6 protein-coding genes are annotated in these 4,936 nt (G+C 55.4%); 3 read left to right on the top strand and 3 right to left on the bottom strand.

Going from position 1 to position 4,936, the window contains the following annotated elements:
- The first annotated feature begins 64 nt into the window (after window positions 1-64).
- Both E1297_RS04270 and E1297_RS04275 read left to right on the top strand, forming a co-directional pair.
- On the top strand, window positions 65-334 hold the full coding sequence (locus E1297_RS04270; RefSeq protein WP_155134314.1) for a hypothetical protein: 270 nt from the start codon (window positions 65-67) through the stop codon (window positions 332-334).
- Window positions 327-698: a hypothetical protein gene (locus E1297_RS04275; protein ID WP_155134317.1), complete on the top strand. Its 372-nt coding sequence runs from the start codon at window positions 327-329 to the stop codon at window positions 696-698. Before E1297_RS04270 ends, E1297_RS04275 begins: the two co-directional genes overlap by 8 nt.
- A gap of 149 nt (window positions 699-847) precedes the next feature.
- On the opposite strand, the gene E1297_RS04280 is transcribed toward E1297_RS04275, so the two are convergent.
- The gene (locus tag E1297_RS04280) at window positions 848-1,636 is read right to left on the bottom strand and encodes a hypothetical protein (RefSeq protein ID WP_155134320.1); all 789 of its coding nucleotides are present in this window, start codon (window positions 1,634-1,636) and stop codon (window positions 848-850) included.
- 121 nt (window positions 1,637-1,757) lie between these two features.
- On the opposite strand from E1297_RS04280, the gene E1297_RS04285 reads away from it, so the two are divergent.
- Window positions 1,758-2,573, top strand: coding sequence for a hypothetical protein (locus E1297_RS04285; RefSeq protein ID WP_155134323.1), 816 nt, complete (start codon window positions 1,758-1,760; stop codon window positions 2,571-2,573).
- A gap of 111 nt (window positions 2,574-2,684) precedes the next feature.
- Here E1297_RS04285 and E1297_RS04290 read toward each other — a convergent pair whose 3' ends face one another.
- Both E1297_RS04290 and E1297_RS04295 read right to left on the bottom strand, forming a co-directional pair.
- Window positions 2,685-3,743: a hypothetical protein gene (locus E1297_RS04290; RefSeq protein ID WP_155134326.1), complete on the bottom strand. Its 1,059-nt coding sequence runs from the start codon at window positions 3,741-3,743 to the stop codon at window positions 2,685-2,687.
- 8 nt (window positions 3,744-3,751) lie between these two features.
- The gene (locus E1297_RS04295) at window positions 3,752-4,744 is read right to left on the bottom strand and encodes a hypothetical protein (protein ID WP_155134329.1); all 993 of its coding nucleotides are present in this window, start codon (window positions 4,742-4,744) and stop codon (window positions 3,752-3,754) included.
- Window positions 4,745-4,936: the final 192 nt, after the last annotated feature.

The raw sequence follows: 4,936 nt of genomic DNA on the forward strand, positions 1-4,936 counted from the left end.
GCGCAGCCCAACGGCTTGCGCTTCGCTAAAGTCCTCGCCCTTCAGGACGGGGAGACGTTAACGAATGTTGGAATTCAATCCCTTCGAGGATGACAGAGCGGAGATGTCCATCGGGAATATGAGCGTCGAGAACAGTGTGAACAGACTTCTTCTGCATGGCGACATAGAATTCGGCCACGATGAGACCTCGTTGTCGAGGATCAGCAGCCTAATCAGGGCCCTTGCGGACCAGATGGCGGCTATGGAAGTCGCCTCCCCTGCCCTAAACCATGTTTCGCGGAATTCCGTCGAGACTGACGAAAACCAGTTTATGCGAGGCCTGAAAAATGGATAAAGCGGACAAGGTCATCATCATGGCCTGGCTCCTTTCGAAAGAGTCCGACGTGCAAGCCGCCTCGGATTTCGTGATCGCCTTGGATCAAGGCGTTCGCCTCGGGGAGGATGATGCCATCCAAATGCACAAGTCCGTGCTCGCCAGAATAGAGCATGAGGACGTGCCTGGTGAATACGGCGACTTCATCAGGGTGATCAAGGCGTCCGGCAACCTGATGGCCGCATCGGAGAAACTTGAGAAGGCGGTCAACGGATTCAAGAAGGCTCAGCAGATCCTCAAGGCAGAGCCAAAGAATGACTTGGCCGCCAAAATACTGATCCATCAGGCGATGAAGGCCGTTACGGAGGGGCTTGAGAGGGCTTAAACAGTTAGCTCGGTATCTAATTCCTGTCCGCGACTGTCTCTTATGTCGCTGACCGATAGTTTGTCAGCACAAAGACGTGCTCCACTTGCGAACAGAGAGCGAAAGTGGGGCACGTCTTTGTGGTTCGGCACATAAGACCGAAGGAACGATTAGCGCCCCAGCTGAGGCACAGGATCGTAATCCAGATCGACACCTCGCCCACCGGGCCAGCCGTAGACGTAATAGCCGCCGAAGTCCTTCACAACGAGGAAGCCGTAATCTTGGACGTTCCAAAGTTGTACTTCGGCATCATAGCCAGGTATGGTCGCCTCGAATTCGATCACCGCCTCGTCGTCCTTCTGGCCGTAGCGCTGAATCCAGGCCATCAGGTGGCGAACCTCGGTCTCGTCGTTCGTGAGTGTCGTGACGGTTTGGATGTCATCGACCGGAATGTCGGTGAACTGCCGAAAGACTTGTCTTCCTAGTGCGCGGATCTGGTTGACAGCGTAGTTCGGCAGGTGGCGAACCTGGTGCCATTCCGGGGTGATCTCGCCACCCGTCTCGGTGATCGCGTTAGAGATGACGGATGGGAGGTTTCCGGCGGTCGGCGGGATATCCTCGATGTAGCCTTCGGTCTCGTCATCCATACCGCCGTTCATTTCGGCGTTCCGCATCGCCTCGGTGTCGGAAATTTCATCCATGAGGTCGCTGCTCAGTAGAGAACCGATATGATCGGCCGCCCGCTCGCGCGCTTCCGGAGTCATCCTGACGTTCATGGATGCCGTTTGGGTTACCGCTCGAGACGCGGATTTACCGGGAACGAAGAAGCCCCTTTTGGCGGGCGCATGCTCTCGTCGCTCGGCCGGCATCTGTCCGTGGGAGACGGTTAATTCGATCTCATGGCGCACGCCATTAAGGATCTCGGCATCTTTGTCTTTCGTGCGGATCGGTTTCTTCATGTTTCTCTCCAGCGAATACCGATCCATTAGCACACTTCGGGTTGAAAGTTTCCACCACGCCGGCCTATGTGCCTTGCTATTGTTCGGTGCATTATTGAGATGGGAACAAGGGAGAGCACAAATGTCGAAGATGTCAGACTTTTTCAAGACGAAATCAGGATTGGCGATCAAGACCGTCGTGATGTCGGCTATGGCAGTGAACGTCGCTAACGCCGCATCTGACGTCCCGACCTTCGACGAACGCACGGGATACGAAAACCTGGGCATTCAAAGTCTCGTAGACATGAAGGAGCAGAAGCTCGCTCTGGACGAAGTGATCCACGAGATGAACCTTCGCGTCGCGCATTGCGATCTTGTTGCCATCAAGCTGGGAGAGGCACTCAGCGGAATGAACGTCATCCAGGCATCGAAGGGCTTCACGTCTCTGGGGAAGTTGGTGATCATAGGGAAGATCGCTGACAGCGTTCTGAACGATCCAGTGAACTTCCGTGATTTCGGTGCCCCTCTGGAGGATGGACTCGAGACGGCCGGGGTGAACGAGGAGCCCGCGAGCGCTCCGGCTCTACTGATCGGCGACATCCTTGATCAGGAAACGTACGTTGAGGTACAGCCGGAGGATCTGAAATCTTCCGCCGCCGAGGTTCTGGACCGGACGACGAGCCTAATCGGGGTGTTGCAGGAGGATCTGGATGTCTGCGTCGAGGCTGTGTCCTCAATGATGCACGGCTACAACAACATTCGCACGACCGACCTGAACGTCGATAACCCCGAGCGCGTCCTGGCAATCAATCTCGGATACGTATCCCAGGCTTACGAAGAGTACTCCGCCTACATCGAACACTCCTATATGGAGGACCACGCGGACATGAGTGAGCGAATGGCGCACGAAGAAGAGCGGGCGAAAGGGATCGAGACCTCGGACGGAATGAACCTCTGATGAGGCTTTCCTTGTTTCCTTGTTTCCTTGTTTAATCTTGTGCGGCGGTTAAAGACGGTCAACGAAATATCGCGGTTTGGTTAACATCGCCGACCGTCTTGGCATTGTTGGCTACATCTTAAGCGCAGCCGGGAGATCGAACTCAAGCGACCGATTTAGATACCTTTCGGCGGCGAGCTTCAGTCTGTCTTTTCCTGCGCCATGGGTCGCGGCGTAGACCATCGCGGCCGGAGCAAGTTCGTCCAGAGTCGCCTCGTCCGGCATTCCATTATCGTCGGCGCTCTCCTTGGCCCGCTTGAAGGCATCGCGGAGATCATAAAAGGCGATTCCCTTCTCTCTGGGCCAGTTTTCCATATGCTTGCCAAAGGACAAGGCGCACTGAACAGCACCCATGAGTGCCGGCCCCTCCGGACTGAACCGCAGGCTCTCCGGAATGAGAACTTCGGCACCGGGGTTCCAGGTATCGCCGAGGAGGCCTGTACGGTCGGTCAGCATCTCGTCGTACTGATCCATTCTTCGGAGCGCGCAGAGCTCGTGTCTGTATTCCCCGTTCTTCGTAAGTTCCTGCGGAGCGAAGACCACGGGGAAATATCCGATCTGGTCATCGGTTCTCTGAAGATCGTTTCGATAAACGGGTTCGGGGCGTCGACACCAGATCTGACCATCGATGACAACGATATTGTTCAGTGTTCTTTCGAGGCGCTTCAGGAGTTCATCACGATCCTTGAGATCGACTTCCCTATAGTCGTTCGGATTGATCGGATGAAGCTCTCCGGAGAGAAATTCTTGAATCCGGTAGTCCGGCCCGCCGCTAAACGGCAAATTGTGGAAATGCCCATTCTCGAGGTATTTGAGCATGGCATCAGTCTCGAGAACGAACACACTGGTTCTGTCCTGGTTCTCGGTTTCGAAGTGCGGCATCCAGTGATCATCGTTGTACCAGCGCGTTTCGATAATCTCCCCGCTCTTATTGAGTAAGCCGTCGATACCGTTGATGTGACGAGGATAGCCGCCCTTCGGAACGCTCCACCGCAGGGCCACCGGAGCATCCTCCGAGGAGATTTCCGGAATATCCGCGTCCAGCCATTCGCCGAAGTGCTTCGTGGTCTTGTTGCGTTTGCGTGGCTCAAGGACATCGCATCTGTAATAAAAGGGGAACCTGATGTGCATCGGTAATCTCACATAAAAGAGGGGGTGGAGTGGTTGAAGTCAATCTCGAGGGCTTCGAACCGCTCGAACACAGCCTCGAACCGATCAAGACAGAAACCGCGCAGATGGGCGCAGGCGTAGGAGTGGGCCTTGATGGCGAGCGCCTCGAGGTCATCGCAGCCGGGTTCGCCGGACGACAGTGCTTCGCCCAAGTCCCGAACGCCCGCCCATTGGATCAGCCTTTCTGTCGACCATTTCTTCATATCCGCGGTGTCGCAATCGAGAACCTCTTTGATTGCCTTCAGAATGGCAGGTCCCTTCCGGTCAACCATCACCGCCTCGGGCATCAGAACCTCGATCCGTTCGCAGTCATCTAAATTGACGACTTCCTGGCCACCCGCCACGAGTTTCGTGTGATGCGCCACCATTTCGTCGAACTCTAGGGCGGAGAAAACAACTTGGGGATCCTCGCTTAAAATAGAGCAAGAACTGATCTTGTAGGAGAGATAGGTCGAGTTATAATTTCCCATTCTCAGCGTATAGAAGGGCTCCTGCGTTCTTGCCCAGACCATTCCGTCGATAATGACTAGGTTTTTGCACATCTCCTCGATCTTGCGCCTCTCCGTCTCCCTGTCACCCCGATCGAAGAAACGAAACTCGCAGGGATTGGCGATGTCGTACTTCATGACGTCGCGGATGTAGCCGAAGAGAGGGTTGCGGAGACCTTCTTCGGGGTCAAGCGTCTTAAGCACGTAGTCGATCGCCAAATGCCGTTCAACGCCGCCGCCGAGGTAGGACCCTTCAGGTGCCCAGAGCGAATCGTCAAAATGGCGGATCTCGACCGATTTACTGAAATCGGAACGACCAAGCTTGTCGGTCCACTTGAAGGCGACCGGTGCCTCTGCTCCGGTGCATTCGGGGATCTCGAACTCAACTGTGTCTCGAAAGAACATATCCTCCGGGTTGCGGCACTTCCTGCGGATTACGCAGGCCCTGTAGCGAAAGGGGATGGTGAGTTTCATTGCGTCCTCTTGATATTGATCTTTCGAGCTTCTCAGGAAGGGAAGAAAGAATCGACCGGACAACGTTTCGCCGTCCGGTCGATTCGAAAAAGTTCATGGTCAGCGGATCTTGCCGTCACCGCATTGCGGGTGTCGCTGAGACATTAGGTTCCGGATTGACCGCCTCTGGCCCTCTGGCCCTCTGGCCCTCTG

The sequence above is a fragment of the Roseibium sp. RKSG952 genome (assembly GCF_009711355.1).